Below are 22083 nucleotides of genomic sequence, written 5' to 3'. Positions count from 1 at the left end.
GGAGTCACCATCACTTTTTAAAACTCGGGGGTGTTTCAAGCGATGGGCTCGGGGGAGACTCTATCCAGCCATAAAACTGACCACAAAGATCACACAGCAGATCACGCAGACAAGACAAGCAGCGCAAACAGCGCAAACAGCGCAAATAGCACTGCCACCGCGGGGCGCGACAAGACCGATCAGGAACTCGTCGACGCGTATATCGGGGGAGACGGCAAGGCCTTTTCCGCCATCGTGGAGCGCCACCGCTCGCGCCTGACCACCGTGGCGCGGCGGTACACGCATAACGACACGGACGCCCAGGACATCGTGCAGGAGGCGCTGCTGCGCGCCAGCCGGAAGCTGCACACCTACCGGCGGGAGGCCCGGCTGGGCACCTGGCTGCACCGGCTGGTGATGAACTCCGGCTACGACTTCCTCAACCACCGCTCCAACCGGGAGAATTATTCACTGGACGCGGGCGTCGTGGAGGAGGACTACAACCACCTGCTGGCCTGCACCGACGACCGGGACGTGGATCTGCGGCTGACGCTCAGCGCCGCCCTGCGCCTGCTGCGCCCGGATCAGCGGGTGGCGCTGTGGCTGATCGACGTCGCCGGCTTCGACGTGGCCGAGGTCGCCCGCCACCAGGGCGTGGCGCCCGGGACCATCAAGTCCCGCCGCGCCCGGGCCAAGGGTGTGCTCAAGGAAGCCATCTCTTTTTCGTCGTGAGAAACCGACGAATGGTTAAGGTTGTGTATCAACTTCCCGCAGGCCCGTGCTGTCGATGCGGGAGTTTTCCCTAGACCGAGTAGAATCTGGGGCGTTAAGCGACTCGATTTGAATCAAGGGGAGTTACACACACATGACCGTTCACAATGTCGCCATCGTTGGATCCGGCCCGGCCGGCTACACCGCGGCGCTGTATGCGGCCCGCGCGGAGTTAAACCCCATCGTCTTCGAAGGTTTCGAATACGGCGGCGAGCTGATGAACACCACCGAGGTAGAAAACTACCCCGGCTTCCAGAAGGGCATCATGGGCCCGGACCTCATGGAGGAAATGCGCGCTCAGGCCACCCGCTTCGGCGCTGACCTGCGCATGGAGGTCGTCGACTCCGTGGAGCTCGACGGCGAGATTAAGAAGCTGCACGTCGGCGACGAGGTCTTCGAGGCCCGCACCGTCATCTTGGCGACCGGCGCCGCCCCGCGTCACCTGGGCGTGCCCGGTGAGCAGGAGCTGACCGGCCGCGGCGTGTCCACCTGCGCGACCTGCGACGGTTTCTTCTTCAAGGGCCACAACATCGCGGTCATCGGCGGCGGCGACTCCGCCATGGAGGAGGCAACCTTCCTGACCAAGTTCGCCGAGACCGTGACCATCGTGCACCGTTCCGAGAACTTCCGCGCCTCCAAGATCATGCTGGAGCGCGCGCAGCAGAACCCGCAGATTAAGTGGGAGCTCAACCAGACCGTCGAGCGCGTTATCGAAGAAGACGGAAAGGTCAGCGGCCTGGAGCTGCGCGACGCGGTGACGGGGGAGACCAAGACCCTCGATGTCACCGCCATGTTCGTGGCCATCGGCCACGACCCGCGCTCGGCCTTCCTCGAGGGCCAGGTCGACCTCAACGAGGCCGGCTACGTCACCGTGACCCACCCGGGCACCCAGACCAACCTGCCGGGCGTCTTCGCCTGCGGCGACTTGGTCGATGACCACTACCAGCAAGCCATCACCGCCGCCGGCTCCGGTTGCCGCGCGGCGATCGATGCGGAACATTTCCTCGCGGAGAATCGTTAAATTATTATGAGCAATGTCAAAGAAGTGACCACTGATAACTTCCGTTCCGAGGTTATCGAGGCCGGTAAGCCGGTCGTCGTCGATTTCTGGGCGGACTGGTGCGGTCCCTGCAAGAAACTCTCCCCGCTGCTGGACGAGATCGCAGAAGAGCTGGGCGACAAGGTCGGCGTCGTGAAGGTCAACGTCGAGGAGCAGCGCAACCTGGCGGCCATGTTCCAGATCATGTCCCTGCCCTCGGTGCTGATCTTCAAAAACGGCGAGAAGGTCGAGGAATTTGCTGGTCTGCGCAGCAAGGAAGACATTCTGTCCAAGATCAACAACCACCTTTAGCCGTGGTTCAGGGATGCTTGAAGGATGAAGGAATGAATGTGAATCGCGTTTTAAGTGTGGGCGACACCAGCGTGCGCGTCGCTGAGGCACGCGCGAACCTGGCCCGCCTCGGCCAGCTGACGCAGTACTCCGGCGAGGTAAGCGCCTGGAAGAAGCAGAGCTACTCGGAGCAAGACAAGTACTTCGATACTGAGTTGGCGGAAGCGATCAAGGCCTTCCAGCAGTCGCGCGGGATCATCCCCTCCGGTCGCATTGATGACATGACGCTGCGGGAGATGCGCCTGGCGTCCTATTCCCTCGGCACCCGTGTCCTGCAGTTCCAGCAGGGCAGCGAGCTGGTCGGCGACGACGTCTCGCAGCTCCAGTCCCAGCTGGAAGAGCTTGGCTTTTACCACAACCGCGTGGACGGGCACTTCGGCCAGTACACCCACGACGCGCTGGCTGATTACCAGCTCAACAGTGGCCTGCAGGCCGACGGCGTGTGCGGGCCGGTTACCCTCCGGGCACTGAGCCTGCTGGGCCGCCGGATCACCGGCGGCTCGGCGCACAACATCCAGGAGCGCGAGCGCGTGCGCAACGCGGGCCCGAAGCTGAGCGGCAAGCGCGTGGTGATCGATCCGGGCCTCGGCGGCTCCCGCAAGGGCCGGACCGTGACCGGGCGCTACGGCGACATCACCGAGGAAGAGCTCATCTGGGATCTCGCCCAGCGCGTTGAGGGCCGCATGATTGCCGCCGGGATGGAGACCATCCTCTCCCGCCCGCGCATGCACGATCCGTCGATCAAGGAACGCTCCGAGATGGCCAACGCCTTCGACGCGGACCTGGTTATTTCCCTGGCCTGTGACTCCTACGCCAACGAGAAGGCCAACGGCGTGGCGACGTTCTACTTCGGCTCCGAGTCCGGCAACTCCTCGCTCATCGGGGAGACCCTTTCCGGGTTCATCCAGCGCGAAATCGTAGCCCGCACGAACCTGAACAACTGCCGCAACCACGGCCGCACCTGGGAGCTGCTGCGCTTTACCCAGATGCCCGTCGTGCAGGTGGTACTGGGCTACCTGACCAACCCGCACGACACGGAGATCCTCACCGATCCCGCCAAGCGCGACGACATCGCCGAGGCCATCGTCGTGGCCGTCAAGCGCCTCTACCTCATGGACGAGGACAACCTGGCCACCGGCACGTACAAATTCGCCGAGCTGCTCGAGGCCGAGCAGTCCTAGGACTTAAAAAGCCACGGTAAACACTAAAGCCAGCGTCGAGATTCTCGACGCTGGCTTTTGTTGTGCCCGGCAAGCCGCGGCTAGTTCTTCTCGCCCTCGATGAGGGACATGATGCGCTCGAAGTCTTCCTGGTCACCGAATTCCACGACCATCTTGCCCTTGCGCTTGCCCATGGTCACCGTCACCTTGGTGTCGAAGCGATCGGACAGCCGCTCCGCGGAGTCGGTGAAGTACTGCGGCTGCACCGGCGCCTGCCGCTTGGCCGGCTGGTCGGCCTTGCCCTGGCGCTTGTAGAGCGTCACGGCCTCCTCAGTGGCGCGCACGGACAGGCCCTCGGCCACGATCCGGTTGGCGATTTCTTCCATCGCCTCGGCCGAATCCAGGCCCAGCAGGGCGCGCGCGTGGCCGGAGCTGAGCACCCCGGCGGCCACCCGCTTTTGCACGGCCACCGGCAGGCGCAGAAGGCGCAGCATGTTGGTCACCTGCGGGCGGGAGCGGCCCAGGCGGTCGGCCAGCTCGTTCTGCGTGACCCCGAATTCCTCCAGCAGCTGCTGGTAGGCGTTGGCCTCTTCCAGCGGGTTGAGCTGCACGCGGTGGAGGTTTTCCAGCAGGGCGTCGCGCAGCATGCTGTCGTCGGTGGTGTCCCGCACGATGGCTGGCACCGTGGCCAGGCCCGCCTTGGCGGAAGCGCGCCAGCGGCGCTCACCCATGATGAGCTCGAAGCCGCCCTCCTCCGAAGGCCGCACCACGATGGGCTGCAGGAGGCCGAATTCCTTGATCGAGTGAACCAGCTCCTTGAGCTCGTCCTCGTCGAAGACGGTACGCGGCTGCTTCGGGTTGGGCAGGATGTCGCCCACGGGCACCTCGCGGTAGGTGGCCCCGATAGCGGCCGGCTTCGGCTGCTTTTTCTTGCCGGTGTTCCCGGACTGGATGGTGGGAGCGCCCTTCACGCGCTTGCCCTCGGAACCACCCTCAGAGGAGCCTTCAGCGGGCGTGCGCGAGGTGGCGTTGCCCAGGATGACATCCGCCGCGGAATCCCCCAGGCGCGGCTTGCGGGTCGGCGCGTCCGGCCCAGACGGGATGAGCGCTGCCAGACCGCGGCCGAGGCCGCCGTGCTGCGCCTTCGGTGCCTTGCCCGCCTTGGGTGCTCCTGCTTTCTTGTCCGCCATGGTTTTAGCCTTCCTCCAATTCCGCGAAAATTTCCGGGCTTACCCCAATGGCGCCCGTGGTGGGGTGGGGGCGGTAGTCGCCCCGCTCGTCGAGTTCCCGGGCGGCCGCCACGTAGGCGCGCGCGCCGGTCGAGGACGGATCATAGTCCACGACGGTCTTGCCGTAGCCCGGCGCTTCCGAGACCCGGATGGAGCGCGGGATGACGTTGCCCAAAACGACGGCGCCGAACTGATCGCGGACCTCGTCGGCGACCTGCTCGGCCAGCTTCGTGCGGGCATCGAACATGGTCAGCAGCACGCCCGAAATGTGCAGATCCTCGTTCAGGTGCTCCCGGATCATGGAGATATTGCCCAGCAGCTGGCCCACGCCCTCCAGGGCGTAGTACTCGCACTGAATCGGGATGATGACTTCTTCCGCACACGTCATCGCGTTGATGGTGAGCAGGCCCAGCGAGGGCGGGCAGTCGATGAAGACGTAGTCGAATTCGTGCTCGTCCAAAAAGCCCTTGTGCAGGGCGTCGTACAGGCGGAACTCGCGCCGCACCAGAGAGACCATCTCGATCTCCGCCCCGGCCAGGTCGATGGTGGCGGGGATGCAGTAGAGGTTGTCCACGTCCGGGCACTTCTGCATGGCCTGTTCCGCGCGGCAATCACCCAGCAGCACCTCGTAGCTGGAGTCCGTGCCGGAATTGTGAGCCGCCCCGACAGCGGTAGAGGCGTTGCCCTGCGGGTCCAAGTCGACCACCAACACCTTGTGCCCGGAATCCGCCAGTGCGGCGGCGAGGTTCACGGCGCTGGTGGTCTTGCCGACACCGCCTTTTTGGTTGGCGATGGTGATAAGCCGGGGAGTAGTCATGCCCACTACTCTAGTTCACGCGCGGGACACGGATGACGGTGGTTCCCCGCACCGTAGTGACCTCGGCTTTACCGCCGCCGGCCCGCTTAATATCCGCGGCATCCCGCTCAAGCTCGTCGCGTACCGACTCGCCCTTTAAGGCGATCATCTCGCCGCCCTTGCGCACCAGCGGCAGGGACCACTTGGCCAGCTTGCCCAGCGGCGCCACCGCGCGGGAGGTCACCACGTCGCAGCCGCTAACGGCCTTCTTAATGGGGCCTTCCTCGGCGCGACCGCGCCAGACGGTGACGTTGTCTAAGCCCAGCAGGTCCACCACCTCGTTGAGGTAGTTGTAGCGCTTGAGGAGGGGCTCAACCAGATCCAGGTGCAGGTCCGGGCGGGCGATGGCCAGCGGGATGCCCGGCAGGCCAGCGCCGGAGCCGACGTCGACGACGCGGGCATCGGCGGCAATGAGCTCCTCGACCACGGCGCAGTTGAGCAGGTGGCGGTCCCAGAGGCGCGGGACCTCGCGGGGGCCGATAAAACCACGAGTGGACCCGTCCGTAGCGAGCGAGTCGTGGTAGGCCTGCGCCAGCGGCAGGCGGGAACCGAATACTACAGACGGGTCCAGTTGGGACACTCTATTCTCCGTTTTCTTGTGGTGTACTCCTGGGAAACTAGCCGAAGAGCTAGCCTTGGCGGCGCTGCTTCTTGCTGCGGTTGTCCTTCTTGCGAGCGCCGGGCTTGGGGGCCGTGGTGCGCTTGAGCTCGCGCTTGGCCTCTTCCTCGGCTTCTTCCTCAGCGTCCATCTTGGCGTAGATGGTGCGGGTCTGGACGAAGGTCCAGACGGTGTTGGCCAGCATGTAGAACAGCAGACCAATAGGCCAGATGAAGCCGGAGAAGACCAGCATGCCCGGCATAACCCAGAGCATCATCTTGTTCATCACGGCCATCTGCTGCTGCATCATCTCCGCGTTATCGCCCTGCGGCGCGTTGACCTTGCCGGACTGGCGACGCTTCTCCTGGCGGTTCAAGCTCATGCGCGCGTTGAAGTGGGTCAGGGTAGCAATGATGGCAATCAGCGGCACGATGATGACGGCCGCCTGCGCGACGGTGACGTCCTCGAGGACCGGGGAGTTCACGCGCAGGTTGGCTACCAGCGGAACGCCAAAGATCTTCGCGTCCAGGAACTGCTGGACCAGCTCGGGGCTGAAGATGTAGTTCGCGGTCTGGCGGTTTTGCTCCACCGTCATCGGCTCGCCGGCGGTGTGGCCCAGGCCGCCCGCCACGGAGACGGTGCGGTCGAAGGAGCGCAGAACGTGGAACAGGCCGATGAACATCGGGATCTGGGCCAACATCGGCAGGCAGCCGGCCACCGGCTTGACGCCCGACTCCTTGTAGACCCTCTGCATCTCTTCGGCAGCCTTGGTCTTGTCGTTGGCGTATTTGCTGCGGATCTCCTGCATCTTCGGCTGGATCTCCTGCATGCGGCGCGAGGACCTGATCTGCGTGATGGTCGGCTTGACCATGATCGCCTTCAAGGTCCACGTCAGCAGAACAATCGCCAGGATCCAGGTGATACCGGCCGCCGGGTCGAGCACGAAGCTCAGCAGCCAGTGCCAGAACCACAGGACGGCCGAAATCGGCCAGTAGATGATATTAAGCACTGAAACGAATTCCTAAGTTTTCTTCTTTACTGGATCAAACCCGCCGGGATGCCACGGGCCGCACTTGGCCAAGCGTGCCAGTGCCATCCCGGTGCCGCGCACGGCCCCATGCACCGAAATAGCTTCCAGTGCATAAGCGCTGCAGGTCGGTTCGAAACGACAGGTCGAAACCAGTTTAAGGCCTGATAAATTTTTTTGGTAGAAGCGCACCATAGCCACCAGCGGAACCGCAGCGCCACGAGCAGCCGGGATTTCCTCCTCGGAGCTGTTTAGGTACGGCATGCGCGGGCCAAGGCCTTCCGCAGGTCGGCGTCCAGCTGGGCACTCGGGGCGCTGCCGCTGGCGGGCAGGGCGCGAATCACCACGTCGTAGTGTCCGGGCAGTTCGTCCAGCAGCCCGAGGCACACATGGCGAAGCCGCCGGGAGGTGCGGTGGCGAACCACGGCGTTCCCGACGGCTTTCGAGACCACCAGCCCGAACCGCGGACCTGTGACCGCGATCTCGTCACGCTGGTGAGAAGTGTCTAAGACATACACCACGAGGGTGCGTGACCCAGCCCGGCGCCCGCCCTTGATGGTCCGACGAAATTGCGTCGGCGAGGTGAGCTTATGGGGTTTAGGGAGCACTGTTGTCTTAAGCGGTCAGCTTAGCGCGACCCTTCTTGCGACGTGCGGCCACGATGGCGCGACCTGCACGGGTGTTCATACGAGTACGGAAGCCGTGCTTGCGTGCACGACGACGGTTGTTCGGCTGGAACGTCCGCTTTCCCTTTGCCACGGTAAAACTCCTTGAAATTTGGGTGTGGAGGCGGAGAGTATAAACCCTCGCCTCCACGACGATTAGATTCCGTAAAGCGCAACCAAAGCGCGCGATCCCCGCGCGAGTTATGCATTTACGCGCAACCATAAAGTTGCGATAGACCCTGACAGATTACGTGACGAACCCACCTCGAAACAAATCGACACACAGGGGTACCCGAAATTACAAAGATGTTGTTTCGCCCAGCTAAGGCCATAGATTTGCCAGTCTTACTGGGATTGTGCCATCACCGTGACACCCACGCCGGGAAGCGACACGCGAAGGGGCAAAATCGCCCGCTAGACAGCGCCGCGATCGAAGGGGTATCAATGAAGAATCGATATTCCACAGAAAGCACTCGGGTGTGGATAACCCTTAATCGATAGTTGAGACTTACGGAGTTTTCCGAGGTCACAAGCGGTAAACACCCGAGTGCAGTTTATCCACACCCTATCGTATAGGCTGTGGATAAACTGATCTTTCACACCTGTGAAAACTTCTGTGGAAACCGAGGTTAACCACAAAATCCCGTTGTGATTAACCCCGTGGAAAACTGTAATTTCGGCAATCTGCGCGTCCTCCGGCGCGCTTTTGGCTGCGATATGTCCCTATCCGTCAACGAGAATAAAAGGCAACGGTGTGTCTGATCCGCAAGCGAACATAAACGCCACCTGGCGAACTGTGGTCGATGATCTCCTGGCTCAATCTGAGCAGCCAGACTCCGACGTACCAACCTTTACCCACTCCCAGCGCCTGTACCTGCAGATCGCCCAGCCCATCATGGTCATGAACGGCTACGCGCTGATCGCCGCGCCCGATGAAACCGGCAAGCGCACCCTCGAGCAGGAACTGGGACACTACATCACCAAGTCCCTCAACCGGCACCTGGCCAGCCCGTGCGCCTTGGCCGTGACGGTCGCCGCGCCCGAGGCACCTGCCGCGCCGCAGCCCACGCCCGAGCCCGAACCGGAGCCCGAACCGGGCCTGCACCAGGTCGACGTGACCAAGATGCCGGACTTCCCGCACCAGATCACGGATCCGGCCGCCGCCCAGACCGCTACGCAGCCGGCGCCGGAGCAGCGCGAATTCAGCGAGCAGCCGCACCGCCGCGAGCCGTGGTCCCAGACCCACGCACCGGCCAGCCTCGACGAGCTGGCGGATCACTACCAGCAGCAACAGCCGGAGACCCCCGCCCCGGTGGAGCAGCCGCAGCAGACGCCGCACTACGGCAACCGGATGCCGCGCGAGGAGCCGGCGCACGACCCGAACCGCGATCAGTCGCTGAACCCGAAGCACACCTTCGACAGCTTCGTCATTGGCTCGTCCAACCGCTTCGCCAACGGCGCGGCCGTGGCAGTAGCCGAAAACCCGGCCCGCGCCTACAACCCCCTGTTTATCTGGGGCGGCTCCGGCCTGGGCAAGACGCACTTGCTCCACGCCGCCGGCAACTACGCGCAGTACCTGCACAAGGGCCTGCGGGTGAAGTACGTTTCCTCCGAAGAATTCACCAACGACTACATCAACTCCCTGCGCGACGACCGCCAGGAGTCCTTCAAGCGGCGCTACCGCAACCTGGACATCCTCATGGTCGACGACATCCAGTTCCTGGAGGGAAAGGAGTCGACGCAGGAGGAGTTTTTCCACACCTTCAACGCCTTGCACCAGGCCAACAAGCAGATCATCTTGTCGTCTGATCGCCCGCCCAAGCAGCTGACCACCCTGGAGGACCGCCTGCGCACCCGCTTTGAGGGCGGGCTCATCACGGATATTCAGCCGCCGGACCTGGAAACGCGCATTGCCATCCTGATGAAGAAGGCGGCCGCCGACGGCACCACCGTCGACCGCGCGGTCCTGGAGCTCATCGCCTCCCGCTTCGAGTCCTCGATCCGCGAGCTGGAGGGCGCGCTCATCCGCGTCTCGGCCTATTCTTCGCTGGTCAACGAACCCATCAACGTCGAGATGGCCGAGATCGCCCTGCGGGACCTGGCCCCGGATGCCGCCGATGCCCAGATCACCCCGGCCACCATCATGGACGTGACCGCGGAGTACTTCGACATCGAGGTCTCCACGCTGACCGGCGCCGGCAAGAAGCGCACCGTCGCCCACGCGCGCCAGCTGGCCATGTACCTGTGCCGCGAGCTCACCGAGCTTTCCCTGCCCAAGATCGGCGATCACTTCGGCGGTAAGGACCACACCACCGTCATGTACGCCGATCGCAAGATCCGCAAGGAAATGACGGAAAAGCGCGCCACCTACGACGAGATTCAAACCCTGACCCAACGGATCAAGGCCCGCGGACGCAGCTAACCGCGACAAAGAACACAAAAACCAAGGCCCGCCATCTCCCCGAGGGACGGCGGGCCTTTCTGCATCCCTACTCCTCCGGCCTAGTCCTCCCGATAACTCGGAAACTCGGTAACTCGGACACAGAGTCCACGATTCTTGGAATTACACATCTAACGGCCCGACACGAGCCCTCCCGGCTCCGCCCCATACTGGGCATCGAACCAGCTCGCAACGGGGAAAGAAGTTTATCCACAACGGTTATCCACACCTGTGTAATTACAGACTTGTAATTCATAGATCCGCCTCACAAAAATGAATTACACAGGGCAAACGCCTCCCGGCCCGATCTGTGAGGGAATTTGTGTAATTCCGGTGATCAAACCGCGCGCCCCTGTGATCAAATGACAAGAATCCGAGTTTGATCACAGAACGGTCAATTTGATCACAGAATGATCACAGCCGAACCCACAGCCCGGATCTGCGCTCCGAACTTGTCATTTAGGGCGCTATCCACAGATCCCACAGCGGTTACTACTACTGCTACTTTAAATTTCTAGAGATCCAACAAAACTAGGGTGTGTGAAAAAGTCCGGCCCTGGCTCGCCTCGCCCGCCGAGACGGCCCGGACTAGAATGACAAAATGTCGTTCAACCCGCGGATCGAGCGCGGGTAGTGATCGGGTAAGTTGGAAGCACTTACATAATTCGCGAATTTCTAGGAGCTAGACCCACCATGGATGATTCCTCTTCCGTGTCATTCCGCGTGGCCAAGGACGACCTGTCCAGCGCAGTCGCCTGGGTTGCTCGCAACCTGCCGACCAAGGTCACGCAGCCTGTCCTGCGCGCTATGCTGATCACCGCTGACGAGCAGGGACTGGAACTTACCGGCTTTGATTACGAGGTATCCACGCGCGTGCGGATCCCGGCGGAAGTGGAAAACCCCGGCCGAATTGCCGTTGCCGGCAAGCTGATCGCTGAGATTGTGGCTAACCTGCCCAACCAGCCGGTGGATCTGCGCCTGGATGGCAACAAGGTTTTGCTGACCTGTAGCTCCTCCCGCTTCGAGCTGCCGCTAATCCCCCTGGATGACTACCCGCAGCTGCCGACGCTGCCGGAGGTCACCGGCACCATCAACCCGCAGCTCTTCGTGGACGCGATCTTCCAGGTCGCCTCCGCTGCCGGTAAGGATGACACCCTGCCCATGCTCACGGGCGTGCACATGGACATCCAGGGCAAGACCATCCACCTCACCGCCACGGACCGTTTCCGCCTGGCCATGCGCACGGTGGAATGGGAGCCGCAGGATGACAGCATCGAGGCCAAGCTTTTGGTCCCCGCGAAGACCCTCCAGGACAATGCCCGCACGCTGGATACCAGCCTGAACACCCCCGTCGAGATCGCCGTGGGTACCGGCGAGAACATCGGCGGCGACGGCCTATTCGGCCTGCACGCCGACAGCCGGGAGACCACCACGCGCATGCTGGACGCGGACTTCCCGAACGTCGCCCCGCTGCTGCCCAAGACCCACACGGCGATGGCCTCCATCGAGATTGGTCCGCTGCAAGAAGCCATCCGGCGCGTGTCCCTGCTGACGGAGCGCAACGCGCAGATCCGCATGCAGTTCACCTCCGGCCAGGTGATCCTGTCCGCCGGCGGTTCGGATTCCGGTACCGCAGAGGAAACCCTGCCGTGTGCCTTCTCCGGCGTTCCGGAACTCATCATCGCGTTCAACCCGAGCTACCTGAAGGACGGCCTGGGCGTGGTGCACACCGACCGCGTGGTTTTCGGCTTCACCGAGCCGTCCCGGCCGGCCATCATGATCCCGGAACCCGAAAACATGCCGGAGGCAGACGCAGACGGTAATTTCCCGACCCCGGAGACCGACTTCACCTACCTGCTTATGCCGGTTCGCCTGCCCGGTTAAACAGAAAGCGGGGTGCGTCTAACGCATGTATATTCGCGATCTGGATTTGCGGGACTACCGTTCCTGGCCCAACCTGCACTTACAGCTCGAGCCGGGGATCACCCTGTTCGTGGGCCGCAACGGTTTCGGCAAGACGAATATCGTCGAGGCGGTGGGCTATACCGCCCACCTGTCCTCGCACCGCGTCAACCACGACGCCCCGCTCATCCGCCAGGGCACCCAGAATTCGCGCATCTCTATCACCGCGGTCAACCAGGGCCGGGAGCTTACCACGCACCTGCTGCTCAAGCCCCATGCCGCGAACCAGGCCCAGATCAACCGCACCCGCCTGAACTCGCCCCGCGAGCTGTTGGGCGTGGTCAAGACCGTGCTCTTTTGCCCGGAGGACCTGGCCTTGGTCCGCGGCGAGCCGGCCGAGCGCCGGGCCTACTTGGACACCATCATCGCCTCGCGCACCCCGCGGTTAGCCGGGGTCAAGGCGGATTACGACAAGGTGCTCAAGCAACGCAACGCGTTGCTGAAGTCGGCATCGCCGGCCCTGCGCCGCGGCTACCAGGACGACGAAGGAGCCTCGGCGCTTTCCACCTTGGACGTGTGGGACGGGCAGTTGGCGCACCTGGGCGCCCAGGTGATTGCCGCCCGTCTCGAGCTTGTCGATGCCCTCTCCGAGCTCATCCCCGCCGCTTACGCGGGGCTGGCTCCCGAGTCGCGCCCGGCGGAGATTAGCTACAAGTCCACGATCGACACCAGCGACCGCGAGGTCTTAGAAGCCGTGCTGCTGGCGGAGCTGGGCAACGCTCGCAACCGGGAGATTGAACGCGGGATTTCCCTGGTCGGGCCGCACCGCGACGATCTCGTCCTGAACCTGGGACCGCAGCCGGCCAAGGGCTTCGCCAGCCACGGCGAGACCTGGTCGTACACCATCGCCCTGCGCTTGGCGGAGTTCAACCTGCTGCGCCAGGAGGGAAGCGACCCGGTGCTGATCCTGGACGATGTCTTTGCCGAGCTGGATGCGAAGCGGCGCCAGAAGCTCGTGCACCTAGCCAGCGACGCCGAACAGGTACTCATCACCGCCGCGGTGGACGAGGACCTGCCGGACAACCTCGAGACCATCCACCGCTACGAGGTCACTGTGCGCGATACCGACGAGGGCCGAATCTCGGAAATCTCTGCGGAAGATGATTCCGCGGACGCCCCGGAGGAGCAGTAGTGGCGCGCTGGGTAGAACGCGAAGAATTTGATCCCGATGACCCGGTCAGTGAGTTCTTCCACCGCATTCGCCTGACGGCCAAGAACCCGCCCAAGCTGGCTCGCCGGGCCCGCAAGCTGCGGATGGAACCCGGCCGCGAGGACCTTTCGGTACCCGGCATCGCCGGCAAGCTGTTGGGAAACTCAAAGAAGCGTGAACAATGCGACGCGGATGAGGAGACCCAGGACACCGGCGACGAGCGGGATATTCACTCGATTTCCTCGCTCAAGCGGTATACCGAGATAGACAATTACCAGGGCTATCAGGAGGGCCGCCCCAGCGGCGCCGACGGCCGCCGGGTGGCACGCTCCATCGGCGTCCCCAGCCTCGGCATGGCGCTGGGCCGCGAGATCATCGAGCGCGGGTGGCAGCAGGACCTGGCCCATGGCTGGATCATGGGGCACTGGGCCCTGCTGGTCGGAGAGCGCATCGCCGCGCACACCCGGCCGGAGAAGATTGATGGGCAGACGGTCTATATCCAGACCGATAACTCCAACTGGGCCACGGAGCTGCGCTACCTGCAGCATCAGATCATCAAGCGAATCGCCGAGACCATCGGCCCCGACGTCGTCACCGAGCTGAAGATCGTAGGCCCCAAGCAACACCGCAACTACCAGGGCCGGATGTGGGTCAAACCTCAAGGCTCCCAAGACACCTACGGCTAAATTAGCCCTTAAAAGGCGGTTTTAAGGCGTGGTAGCTGGCCTTCGGTAGGGGACCACAGTGTAGAATGATGAAGGTCTTAAAACTAGCTATAGCCAAAAGGAGAACGTAGTTCCGTGGCTGAACAACCAGCATATGATGCCGGATCAATTACGATCCTGGAAGGTCTCGAGGCAGTTCGCAAACGCCCGGGCATGTACATCGGTTCCACCGGCATACGCGGCCTGCACCACCTGATCTGGGAGGTCGTGGACAACTCGGTCGATGAGGCGATGGCAGGTTACGCCACCAAGGTAACCGTGCGCCTGCTCAAGGACGGCGGGGTGGAGGTCATCGATGATGGCCGCGGTATCCCGGTTTCCATGCACGCTTCCGGCGCGCCCACCGTGCAGGTGGTCATGACCCAGCTGCACGCGGGCGGCAAGTTCGACTCGGATTCCTACGCGGTTTCCGGCGGCCTGCACGGCGTGGGTATCTCCGTGGTCAACGCGCTGTCCACACGCGTGGAGGCGGAGATCAAGCGCGACGGGAAGCACTGGTACCAGAACTTCGTCAACGCCATCCCGGAGGACCTGGTCGAGGGCGGCAACGCCCGCGGGACCGGCACCACCGTCCGCTTCTGGGCGGATCCGGAGATCTTCGAAACCACCGACTACGACTACGACACGATCGCGCGTCGCCTGCAGGAGATGGCCTTCCTGAACAAGGGCCTGACCATCGAGCTGGTGGACGAGCGCGTGACCCAGGAGCAGCTCGAGCTCGAGGCCATCGCCGAGGCCGAGTCCGGGGAGTCGCAGCTGGATGCCGCCTCCTTCGACGACGCCGACATCAACGAGGATCCGGCCGACCCGGAATCCGCCGAGGAGCAGGCGGAGGACAAGCCGAAGAAGAAGCTGCAGAAGAAGGCCACGTTCTACTACCCCGAGGGGCTGGTGGACTACGTGAAGTTCCTCAACAAGACCAAGACTGCGATCCACCCGACCATCGTCAGCTTCGACGCCATGGGTGAGGATCACGAGGTCGAGGTCGCGCTGCAGTGGAACCAGGGCTACAAGGAGTCCGTCCACACCTTCGCGAACACGATTAACACCTACGAGGGCGGTACTCACGAGGAGGGCTTCCGCGCGGCGCTGACCTCCCTGATGAACCGTTACGCCAAGGAGCACAAGCTGCTCAAGGAAAAGGACGGCAACCTCTCCGGCGAAGACTGCCGTGAGGGCCTGGCCGCGGTCATCTCCGTCAAGGTCGGCGACCCGCAGTTCGAGGGCCAGACCAAGACCAAGCTGGGTAACTCCGAGATCAAGGGCTTCGTGCAGCGCGCGGTCAACGAGCACGTCAACGACTGGTTCGACGCCAACCCGGCGGAGGCCAAGGCCATCATCAACAAGGCCGTCTCCTCGGCCCACGCGCGCCAGGCCGCCCGCAAGGCCCGCGAGATGGTCCGCCGCAAGTCCGCCACCGACCTAGGCGGCCTGCCCGGCAAGCTGGCGGATTGCCGTTCCAAGGACCCGAAGATTTCGGAGCTCTACATCGTGGAGGGCGACTCCGCAGGTGGTTCCGCTAAGGCCGGCCGTGATTCCCTCTACCAGGCGATCCTGCCGCTGCGCGGCAAGATCCTGAACGTGGAGAAGGCCCGCATGGACAAGGTGCTCAAAAACGCCGAGGTCCAGGCCATCATCACCGCGCTGGGCACGGGTATCCACGAGGAATTCGATATCTCCAAGCTGCGGTACCACAAGATCGTGCTGATGGCCGACGCCGACGTCGACGGCCAGCACATCGCCACGCTGCTGCTGACCCTGCTGTTCCGCTTCATGCCGCAGCTGGTTGAGGAAGGCCACGTCTACCTGGCTAACCCGCCGCTCTACAAGCTGAAGTGGTCCAAGGGCACCCCGGGTTACGCCTTCTCCGACGACGAGCGCGACGAGCAGCTTCAGGAGGGCCTGAACGCCGGCCGCAAGATCAACAAGGACGACGGCATCCAGCGCTACAAGGGCCTGGGCGAGATGAACGCCAAGGAGCTGTGGGAGACCACCCTGGATCCGACGACCCGCATCCTGCGCCGCGTGGATCTGGAAGACGCCCAGCGCGCCGACGAGCTGTTCTCCATCCTCATGGGCGACGACGTTTCGGCCCGCCGTTCGTTTATCACCCGCCGCGCCAAGGACGTCCGTTTCCTCGACGTCTAAAGACGCGACCGGGCCTTTGACTGGAGACGCTAGGTCATAGAAGAGACGGCAGCAGGAGTACTCACTCCCACTGCCGTCTTTTTGCGTCTAACCCAGGTTGCGCTGCAGGATCTGTCCCATGTCGGTGACGTAGGGCTCCAGCAGGCCGGCGGCCTTGCCTCGCAGGCTCTGGTAGGCCTTGGCGAGGGTGGCGTTGTTGACCTTCTCGGCGTGTTGGTCGGCCACGGCCAGCAGGCTGTCGGTGACTTGCTGGCTGCGCGGGGCCAGGAAGACGCCGAAGTCGTCGGAGTTGCTACCGGAAAACTCCTGCCAGTAGCCCTCCAGCTCGCCCAGCACGTCGGGCAGCAGCCGGTCGATGGCCTGGGCCAAGACGTTGGGGCGGACCTTCGTGGCCGCCTTGAGGGCGGCCTTCAAGGCGAAGCCGCTTATGCCGGTCTGGCTATCGATGATCTTGTCCGCCAGCTTTTCCAGGTCGGAGACGGTGGAGTTCCGGCGGGGTTCTTTGAGCAGGGGAGAGAGATTGGTTGCGGTCATAGAAGATCAATCTACCGGTTGCTCCCGAGCGCGCAGGAAGACGCGCGCGCTGAGCTCAGCGAAATCCTCGTTGCCGGTGCTCAGCGCCGGGAAGGCGCGCAGGCAGGTGCGCAAGGCCCGGGCGGCGGTCAGGTCAGAGGCGTGCACGGCGATGCCGTCGATGTGGGCGTGGGCGGCCGCTGAGGCCGCGGCCAGTGCCGCGAAATTGCTCACGCGAGCCGCCGAGTGCAGACGCTGGTATTCGCGGGCCACGAGCAGCAGCTGTTCCGGGCTCATCGGGCGGACCGGATTTCGGATTCCAGCTGGGCGCGGCCGGGCAGCAACGAGCGGGCGAGGTCTTGGATGGCGGCATCGTTAAGCGTGCGGGCGGCCGCCAAAGTCACGGCGCGGACGACGGCCTCGTGTTTGGAGGTGCCCCACGCGGACGCCAGCAGGGTCAGCGCGTGGTCTAGATCGGGGGATAGTCGCAAGGTCATGGCCATGCCCGAAATGGTATCACCGTGATACCAGATATGACCTTTTCGGGATATTCTGGGCCCGTGAATGCCCGTCTGCGCCTTTGTCCCAGTACAATAGGTGGTTATGAGTGACAACAATAAAGAAGATTTCGATCGGATTTTTCCGATTGATATTAACCAGGAGATGGAGTCGAGTTATATCGACTACGCCATGTCCGTCATCGTCGGCCGTGCCCTCCCGGAGGTCCGCGACGGCCTGAAGCCGGTGCACCGCCGCATCCTCTACGCGATGTTCGACTCCGGCTACCGCCCGGAGCGCGGCTACGTGAAGTCCGCCCGCCCGGTCTCTGACACCATGGGCCAGTTCCACCCCCACGGCGACTCCGCCATTTACGACACCTTGGTCCGCCTGGCGCAGTCCTGGAACATGCGCTACCCGCTGGTTGACGGCCAGGGCAACTTCGGTTCCCGCGGCAACGACGGCCCGGCCGCCATGCGTTACACCGAGTGTAAGATGACGCCGCTGGCCATGGAGATGGTCCGCGATATCCGCGAAAACACCGTCGACTTCTCCCCGAACTACGACGGTAAGACCTCGGAGCCGGACGTTTTGCCGTCCCGCGTGCCGAACCTGCTGATGAACGGCTCCGGCGGTATCGCCGTCGGCATGGCCACCAACATCCCGCCGCACAACCTTAATGAGCTGGCCGAGGCCATCTACTGGCTGCTGGACAACCCGAACGCCAGCGAGGAAGAAGCCCTGGCCGCCTGCATGGAACGCGTGAAGGGCCCGGATTTCCCGACCGCCGGCCTGATTGTGGGCGACAACGGCATCAAGGACGCCTACACCACCGGCCGCGGTTCCATCCGCATGCGCGGCGTGACCAGCATCGAGGAGCACGGCTCCCGCCAGACCATCGTTATTACCGAGCTGCCCTACCAGGTCAACCCGGATAACCTCATCTCCAACGTCGCGGAGTCCGTGGCCAACGGCAAGATCGCCGGCATCTCCAAGATTGAGGACGAGTCCTCCGACCGCGTGGGCATGCGCATTGTCGTCACCCTCAAGCGCGACGCCGTGGCTCGCGTGGTCCTCAACAACCTCTACAAGCACTCCCAGCTGCAGACCTCCTTCGGCGCCAACATGCTCTCCATCGTCGACGGCGTGCCGCGCACCCTGCGCCTGGATCAAATGCTGTCCTACTACGTGGCCCACCAGATCGAGGTCATCGTCCGGCGTACCCAGTTCCGCCTGGACGAGGCCGAGAAGCGCGCCCACATCCTGCGCGGCCTGGTCAAGGCCCTCGACATGCTGGACGAGGTCATCGCCCTCATCCGCCGCAGTCCCACCGTGGACGAGGCCCGCGAGGGCCTGAAGTCCCTGCTGGACGTGGACGACGTCCAGGCGGACGCCATCCTGGCCATGCAGCTGCGCCGCCTGGCCGCCCTGGAGCGCCAGAAGATCGTCGACGAATTGGCCGAGATCGAAGAAGTCATCGCCGACCTGAAGGACATCCTGGCCAACGAGACCCGCCAGCGCCAGATCGTGCACGACGAGCTCGCCGAGATCGTGGAAAAGTATGGCGACGATCGCCGCACTCAGATCGTTGCCGCGACCGGCGACGTCACGGACGAAGACCTCATCGCCCGCGAAAACGTCGTGGTCACCATCACCGGCACCGGCTACGCCAAGCGCACCAAGGTGGATTCCTACAAGGCCCAGAAGCGCGGCGGCAAGGGCGTGCGCGGCGCGGAGCTGAAGCAGGACGACATCGTCAAGAACTTCTTCATCTGCTCCACCCACGACTGGATCCTGTTCTTCACCAACTTCGGCCGGGTCTACCGCCTCAAGGCCTACGAGCTGCCGGAGGCCGGCCGCGCCGCCCGCGGCCAGCACGTGGCCAACCTGCTGGAGTTCCAGCCGGAGGAAAAGATCGCCCAGATCATCCAAATCCAGTCCTACGAGGACGCCCCGTACCTGGTGCTGGCCACCCAGCAGGGCCGGGTTAAGAAGTCCCGCCTGACCGACTACGAGTCGGCGCGCTCGGCCGGTCTTATCGCCATCAACCTGAACGAGGGCGACGCGCTGATCGGCGCGTCCCTGGTGGGCGAAGGCGACGACATCCTGCTCACCTCGGAGCAGGGCCAGGCAATTCGCTTTACCGCCGACGACGACCAGCTGCGCCCGATGGGTCGCGCGACCGCCGGTGTGAAGGGCATGCGCTTCAAGGGCGACGACCAGCTGCTGTCCATGTCCGTCGTCCACGACGGCGAGTTCCTGCTGGTGGCCACCTCCGGCGGCTACGGCAAGCGCACCGCCATCGAGGAATACACCCCGCAGGGCCGCGGCGGCATGGGCGTGATGACCTTCAAGTACAACCCGAAGCGCGGCAAGCTCATCGCCGCCATCTCGGTGGATGAGGAAGACGAGATCTTCGCCATCACCTCCGCCGGCGGCGTGGTCCGTACCGAGGTCAACCAGATTCGCCCGTCCTCGCGCGCTACTATGGGCGTGCGCCTGGTCAACCTGGCCGACGGCGTGGAGCTTTTGGCCATCGACCGCAACGTCGAAGAAAGCGGCGAAGAAGAAGCCAAAGCAGTAGCTAAGGGCGAAAAGACCGTGGAAGACGTGCAGGCCGAACAGCTCAAGGCGAACGATTCCGCCAAGGACGAGGAGTAATACATGGCACGACGGGAAGTAACGCTTTCGCGCATCGTACCGGTCTCCGCCTTCAAGGTTGGCATGGCGATGGCCCTGGTCGGGCTCATCGCCTGGTTGCTGGCCGTGACCCTGCTCTACTTCGGCATGGCTGCCGCCGGCATCTGGGACTCGGTCAACGCGCTGGTCGGTGACGTGGGCGGTGATTTTCATGTCACCTTCGGCGTAGTCTTTTCCGCCAGCGCCCTCGTGGGCGCCATCATGGCTATCTTGGTAGCCATTTTCGTTCCGGTGATAGCGATTATCTACAACGCCATCGCGGAGCTTTTCGGTGGGTTTACTTGCGACTTCGATGACTAGGTAAACTTTCCGTGAATACCCTCTTTGACCTGGCGATTTGCTAAAGGTTGAAGGGGGTATGTAAAGTTCATAGTCGTTCCACACAGGGGCCTATAGCTCAGTCGGTTAGAGCGCATCGCTGATAACGATGAGGTCGCTGGTTCGATTCCAGCTAGGCCCACCACGGAACATGGGGCATTAGCTCAATTGGTAGAGCACCTGCTTTGCAAGCAGGAGGTCAGGAGTTCGATTCTCCTATGCTCCACAATCACCACAAACGCCAGGCGAATCCGCCTGGCGTTTTTTCTTTCCCTGCCCGGTCCCGAGGATCGTACTAGTCTGGTGTTCACCGATTAATGAAAACCTTATGCCGTGCGCGGCAGAGAGTGCAGGAAAAATAATTATGGCCGAGTTCTATTTCAACCACCCGTTTGGCGAGACCAAGCTGCGGGTGGAAGCGCCCGCCGGCTCCCGTTATGTGGTGGTCTCCCAGCGCAGCGACCAGGATCTGGAGATCCTGGATACCTTCGACGATTACGACGCCGCCCGCGAACTAGTCATGCGCACTCTCCAGGACGCCGCCAACCACATCGATGAGATGGGCTACGGCGAAGACGTCAAGGTCACCCACATGCGCTTGAAGCCGATTCCCGAATTCGCCTAAAGCCGCAGCTGGGCGCCCCGATTTTTAGGCACCGGCCCCACCGGAGTACGCTTTAAAGACATAACGGGGCTATAGCTCAGTTGGTAGAGCGTCGCGTTCGCAATGCGAAGGTCAGGGGTTCGATTCCCCTTAGCTCCACTACCGCGCAGGACCTGGCACCGGAAACGTTGTTTTCCGGGGGTCAGGTCCTTATTTTTGTCCTCGCCTCCCACCTGTTTGGGGCGCTTCGGGTGGCGGCGCTGACAAATATATTCGCTTCAGCTTTTAAGCGTTGTGTTTCCCGACTACAATACGGTGCATGAACGAAGAACCGCAGTGGCTCGACGAGGAAGAGCTGGAAGCCTTCATGTCCCTCATGGCCGTCAACATCCGGCTGACTGCTGTCCTCGACGCCCAGCTGCGGGAGGACGCGGGACTGAGCTTCTTCGATTACACGGTGATGTCGCGGCTGTCGGAGGCCCCCGAGCGCCGCATGCGCATGCGGGAGCTGGCGATCACGGCCAACGGCTCCCTGTCGCGCCTGAGCCAGGTGGTCACCCGGCTGGAGAAGAAGGGCTGGGTCGAGCGTTTCCCGGATCCCAACGACGGGCGCACCACCTTTGCCAAGCTCACCGATCCCGGCTGGGACAAGGTCGTCGCCAGCGCCCCGGGGCACGCCCGCCAGGCCCGGACGGTGGTCGCGGACAAGCTCACCCGCTCCCAGATCCGCACCATGACGCAGGTTAACAACCGCATTATTAAGGCCATCGAGGAAGACCCCCGCTTCGGCGGGCGCTTCTAGGCCGGGTAGCCGCGCCGGCGGGACACGCTTTTATCCCACGGGATCCAGAAGCGGAACGGCGCCTGCTGGTTCTTCGAAATTCCAATCCGCGGCCCGGCCACCCATTCGGGCTCGGCCGCGCGGGGCTCCAGCTCGACGGGGGAGGAGTTGTCCGCGAGCGTGAAGCCCAGGGCCTGGCCGAGGTTGCCCGGACCGCGCGCGAGGTTATAGAAATCGGTCTCGCCGCGGCGGGAATAGGCCAGTTCTGTGCCGGCGACCACCTCGCCGGCGCGCAGCAGGCAACCCTGGCCGGTGCCTTCCGGTGCGCAGACGATGTTGCCGTTGCGGTGGATGCCGTAGGAGGCGTAGACGTACAGCCTGCCCGGCGGGCCGAACATGGTCGCGTTCCGCGGGGTCTTGCCGCGAAAGGTGTGCGCTGCGGGGTCCTCGGTGCCCAGGTAGGCCTCGACCTCGGTGAGCCGGACCGCCACGCCGCCGAAGTGAAAGATACAGCCCAGAAGCTGCGGGGCGACCACGTCGGCGGGGGCGGAAAAATCAATCATGGCCCC

At 63.3% G+C, this 22083-nt stretch carries 24 protein-coding genes and 3 tRNA genes; 16 read left to right on the top strand and 11 right to left on the bottom strand.

What is annotated here, in order from left to right; translation table 11 throughout:
• The first annotated feature begins 201 nt into the window (after positions 1 to 201).
• The 4 genes from VVR85_RS09495 (at position 202) to VVR85_RS09480 (ending at position 3321) form a co-directional block, all read left to right on the top strand.
• Positions 202 to 711: an RNA polymerase sigma factor gene (locus VVR85_RS09495; RefSeq protein ID WP_368520730.1), complete on the top strand. Its 510-nt coding sequence runs from the start codon at positions 202 to 204 to the stop codon at positions 709 to 711.
• 133 nt (positions 712 to 844) lie between these two features.
• Positions 845 to 1771 (top strand): thioredoxin-disulfide reductase, encoded by a 927-nt coding sequence (gene trxB, locus VVR85_RS09490; protein ID WP_368520653.1) that lies wholly within the window; start codon positions 845 to 847, stop codon positions 1769 to 1771.
• A gap of 6 nt (positions 1772 to 1777) precedes the next feature.
• Entirely contained in the window at positions 1778 to 2101 is a 324-nt protein-coding gene (gene trxA / locus VVR85_RS09485) for a thioredoxin (RefSeq protein ID WP_070767829.1), read from the top strand.
• A 38-nt stretch (positions 2102 to 2139) separates the two neighbouring features.
• Positions 2140 to 3321, top strand: a complete 1182-nt coding sequence (locus VVR85_RS09480; RefSeq protein ID WP_368520729.1) for an N-acetylmuramoyl-L-alanine amidase — start codon at positions 2140 to 2142, stop codon at positions 3319 to 3321.
• Positions 3322 to 3401: 80 nt separating this feature from the next.
• On the opposite strand, the gene VVR85_RS09475 is transcribed toward VVR85_RS09480, so the two are convergent.
• The 7 genes from VVR85_RS09475 to rpmH are packed head-to-tail and all read right to left on the bottom strand — an operon-like array spanning position 3402 to position 7769.
• The gene (locus VVR85_RS09475) at positions 3402 to 4490 is read right to left on the bottom strand and encodes a ParB/RepB/Spo0J family partition protein (RefSeq protein ID WP_368520652.1); all 1089 of its coding nucleotides are present in this window, start codon (positions 4488 to 4490) and stop codon (positions 3402 to 3404) included.
• A gap of 4 nt (positions 4491 to 4494) precedes the next feature.
• A complete protein-coding gene (locus VVR85_RS09470) occupies positions 4495 to 5346 on the bottom strand; it encodes a ParA family protein (protein ID WP_368520651.1) in 852 nt (283 codons plus the stop codon).
• Between the two features lie 10 nt (positions 5347 to 5356).
• The gene (gene rsmG, locus VVR85_RS09465) at positions 5357 to 5965 is read right to left on the bottom strand and encodes a 16S rRNA (guanine(527)-N(7))-methyltransferase RsmG (protein ID WP_368520650.1); all 609 of its coding nucleotides are present in this window, start codon (positions 5963 to 5965) and stop codon (positions 5357 to 5359) included.
• Positions 5966 to 6014: 49 nt separating this feature from the next.
• The gene (gene yidC / locus VVR85_RS09460; RefSeq protein ID WP_368520649.1) at positions 6015 to 6992 is read right to left on the bottom strand and encodes a membrane protein insertase YidC; all 978 of its coding nucleotides are present in this window, start codon (positions 6990 to 6992) and stop codon (positions 6015 to 6017) included.
• Positions 6993 to 7004: 12 nt separating this feature from the next.
• Positions 7005 to 7274: a membrane protein insertion efficiency factor YidD gene (gene yidD, locus VVR85_RS09455; protein ID WP_368520648.1), complete on the bottom strand. Its 270-nt coding sequence runs from the start codon at positions 7272 to 7274 to the stop codon at positions 7005 to 7007.
• Positions 7262 to 7618: a ribonuclease P protein component gene (rnpA, locus tag VVR85_RS09450; protein WP_368520647.1), complete on the bottom strand. Its 357-nt coding sequence runs from the start codon at positions 7616 to 7618 to the stop codon at positions 7262 to 7264. The genes yidD and rnpA overlap by 13 nt, the downstream gene beginning before the upstream one ends.
• Before the next feature lie 7 nt (positions 7619 to 7625).
• Positions 7626 to 7769 (bottom strand): 50S ribosomal protein L34, encoded by a 144-nt coding sequence (gene rpmH / locus VVR85_RS09445; RefSeq protein ID WP_035106118.1) that lies wholly within the window; start codon positions 7767 to 7769, stop codon positions 7626 to 7628.
• 660 nt (positions 7770 to 8429) lie between these two features.
• Here rpmH and dnaA point away from each other — a divergent pair.
• The 5 genes from dnaA to gyrB all read left to right on the top strand — a co-directional run bounded on the left by dnaA (position 8430) and on the right by gyrB (position 16100).
• Positions 8430 to 10097, top strand: a complete 1668-nt coding sequence (gene dnaA, locus VVR85_RS09440; protein WP_368520646.1) for a chromosomal replication initiator protein DnaA — start codon at positions 8430 to 8432, stop codon at positions 10095 to 10097.
• Positions 10098 to 10808: 711 nt separating this feature from the next.
• Positions 10809 to 11999 (top strand): DNA polymerase III subunit beta, encoded by a 1191-nt coding sequence (gene dnaN / locus VVR85_RS09435; protein WP_368520645.1) that lies wholly within the window; start codon positions 10809 to 10811, stop codon positions 11997 to 11999.
• A 25-nt stretch (positions 12000 to 12024) separates the two neighbouring features.
• Positions 12025 to 13209: a DNA replication/repair protein RecF gene (recF, locus tag VVR85_RS09430; RefSeq protein WP_368520644.1), complete on the top strand. Its 1185-nt coding sequence runs from the start codon at positions 12025 to 12027 to the stop codon at positions 13207 to 13209.
• A complete protein-coding gene (locus tag VVR85_RS09425; protein ID WP_368520643.1) occupies positions 13209 to 13913 on the top strand; it encodes a DciA family protein in 705 nt (234 codons plus the stop codon). Before recF ends, VVR85_RS09425 begins: the two co-directional genes overlap by 1 nt.
• Positions 13914 to 14027: 114 nt before the next feature.
• A complete protein-coding gene (gene gyrB, locus VVR85_RS09420) occupies positions 14028 to 16100 on the top strand; it encodes a DNA topoisomerase (ATP-hydrolyzing) subunit B (RefSeq protein WP_368520642.1) in 2073 nt (690 codons plus the stop codon).
• An 87-nt stretch (positions 16101 to 16187) separates the two neighbouring features.
• Here gyrB and VVR85_RS09415 read toward each other — a convergent pair whose 3' ends face one another.
• Genes VVR85_RS09415 through VVR85_RS09405 form a run of 3 tightly spaced genes read right to left on the bottom strand, consistent with a single transcriptional unit; the run spans position 16188 to position 17116 of the window.
• The gene (locus VVR85_RS09415) at positions 16188 to 16634 is read right to left on the bottom strand and encodes a DUF6918 family protein (RefSeq protein ID WP_368520641.1); all 447 of its coding nucleotides are present in this window, start codon (positions 16632 to 16634) and stop codon (positions 16188 to 16190) included.
• Positions 16635 to 16640: 6 nt separating this feature from the next.
• Complete coding sequence (locus VVR85_RS09410) at positions 16641 to 16910, bottom strand: cell filamentation protein Fic (RefSeq protein ID WP_368520640.1); 270 nt, start codon at positions 16908 to 16910, stop codon at positions 16641 to 16643.
• Positions 16907 to 17116 (bottom strand): CopG family transcriptional regulator, encoded by a 210-nt coding sequence (locus VVR85_RS09405; RefSeq protein WP_368520639.1) that lies wholly within the window; start codon positions 17114 to 17116, stop codon positions 16907 to 16909. The genes VVR85_RS09410 and VVR85_RS09405 overlap by 4 nt, the downstream gene beginning before the upstream one ends.
• A 100-nt stretch (positions 17117 to 17216) precedes the next feature.
• Here VVR85_RS09405 and gyrA point away from each other — a divergent pair, with 100 nt between their 5' ends.
• The 7 genes from gyrA (at position 17217) to VVR85_RS09370 (ending at position 21535) form a co-directional block, all read left to right on the top strand.
• The gene (gene gyrA / locus VVR85_RS09400) at positions 17217 to 19772 is read left to right on the top strand and encodes a DNA gyrase subunit A (RefSeq protein WP_368520638.1); all 2556 of its coding nucleotides are present in this window, start codon (positions 17217 to 17219) and stop codon (positions 19770 to 19772) included.
• Between the two features lie 3 nt (positions 19773 to 19775).
• Entirely contained in the window at positions 19776 to 20111 is a 336-nt protein-coding gene (locus VVR85_RS09395) for a DUF3566 domain-containing protein (protein ID WP_368520637.1), read from the top strand.
• Positions 20112 to 20197: 86 nt separating this feature from the next.
• Positions 20198 to 20274 (top strand) — tRNA-Ile (locus VVR85_RS09390).
• 8 nt (positions 20275 to 20282) lie between these two features.
• Positions 20283 to 20355 (top strand) — tRNA-Ala (locus VVR85_RS09385).
• A gap of 138 nt (positions 20356 to 20493) precedes the next feature.
• Positions 20494 to 20754: a hypothetical protein gene (locus VVR85_RS09380; RefSeq protein ID WP_368520636.1), complete on the top strand. Its 261-nt coding sequence runs from the start codon at positions 20494 to 20496 to the stop codon at positions 20752 to 20754.
• A gap of 65 nt (positions 20755 to 20819) precedes the next feature.
• A tRNA-Ala gene (locus VVR85_RS09375) sits at positions 20820 to 20892 on the top strand.
• Between the two features lie 160 nt (positions 20893 to 21052).
• Complete coding sequence (locus VVR85_RS09370; RefSeq protein ID WP_368520635.1) at positions 21053 to 21535, top strand: MarR family winged helix-turn-helix transcriptional regulator; 483 nt, start codon at positions 21053 to 21055, stop codon at positions 21533 to 21535.
• On the opposite strand, the gene VVR85_RS09365 is transcribed toward VVR85_RS09370, so the two are convergent.
• Positions 21532 to 22077, bottom strand: a complete 546-nt coding sequence (locus VVR85_RS09365) for a DNA-3-methyladenine glycosylase (protein ID WP_368520634.1) — start codon at positions 22075 to 22077, stop codon at positions 21532 to 21534. The two genes, VVR85_RS09370 and VVR85_RS09365, sit on opposite strands and share 4 nt — an antisense overlap.
• Positions 22078 to 22083: the final 6 nt, after the last annotated feature.

Source organism: Corynebacterium sp. LK2590 (assembly GCF_040946105.1).
Taxonomy (GTDB): domain Bacteria; phylum Actinomycetota; class Actinomycetes; order Mycobacteriales; family Mycobacteriaceae; genus Corynebacterium.
Note: the sequence above shows the minus strand (reverse complement) of the source record. Positions and strands in the feature narration are given on the sequence as shown.